Origin of the sequence: Pseudomonas sp. HY13-MNA-CIBAN-0226, from assembly GCF_040310305.1 — a bacterium.
Classification (GTDB): domain Bacteria; phylum Pseudomonadota; class Gammaproteobacteria; order Pseudomonadales; family Pseudomonadaceae; genus Aquipseudomonas; species Aquipseudomonas gregormendelii.
The window spans coordinates 1-252 of record NZ_JBEOPS010000454.1 but is presented as its reverse complement, the minus strand read 5'-3'; the positions used below and the strand labels follow the sequence as shown (position 1 = coordinate 252).

The 252-nt window shown below is 61.1% G+C and carries 1 protein-coding gene; it reads left to right on the top strand.

Translation table 11 applies throughout. The features are described from left to right. Nucleotides 1-252, top strand: a 252-nt coding sequence (locus AAEZ05_RS29485) for a hypothetical protein (protein WP_350650169.1), incomplete at both ends; no start/stop codon positions are given.

Genomic DNA, 252 nt, shown 5'->3' with positions numbered 1-252 from the left:
CAGCATGCCCTTGGCTTGATGAAGACCGACCGGGGCTTGCGCAATGACTTCGCGCAGCATGTGCACAACCACCCTGAGCAAACACGGACTGCGCTGGAGTTGCAGCCGATAAAACCCTGGTTCAAGTCACCCATGCGCCTTGCCAATGGACGGCTGGGCTACCCGCTGAGCGGGGAGCGCGGAGCCACGCGTACCGGCTTGCTGGTTCGTCGCCTGCAAGCTATTTATCCCGCCTATACCCCAGAGCAATGC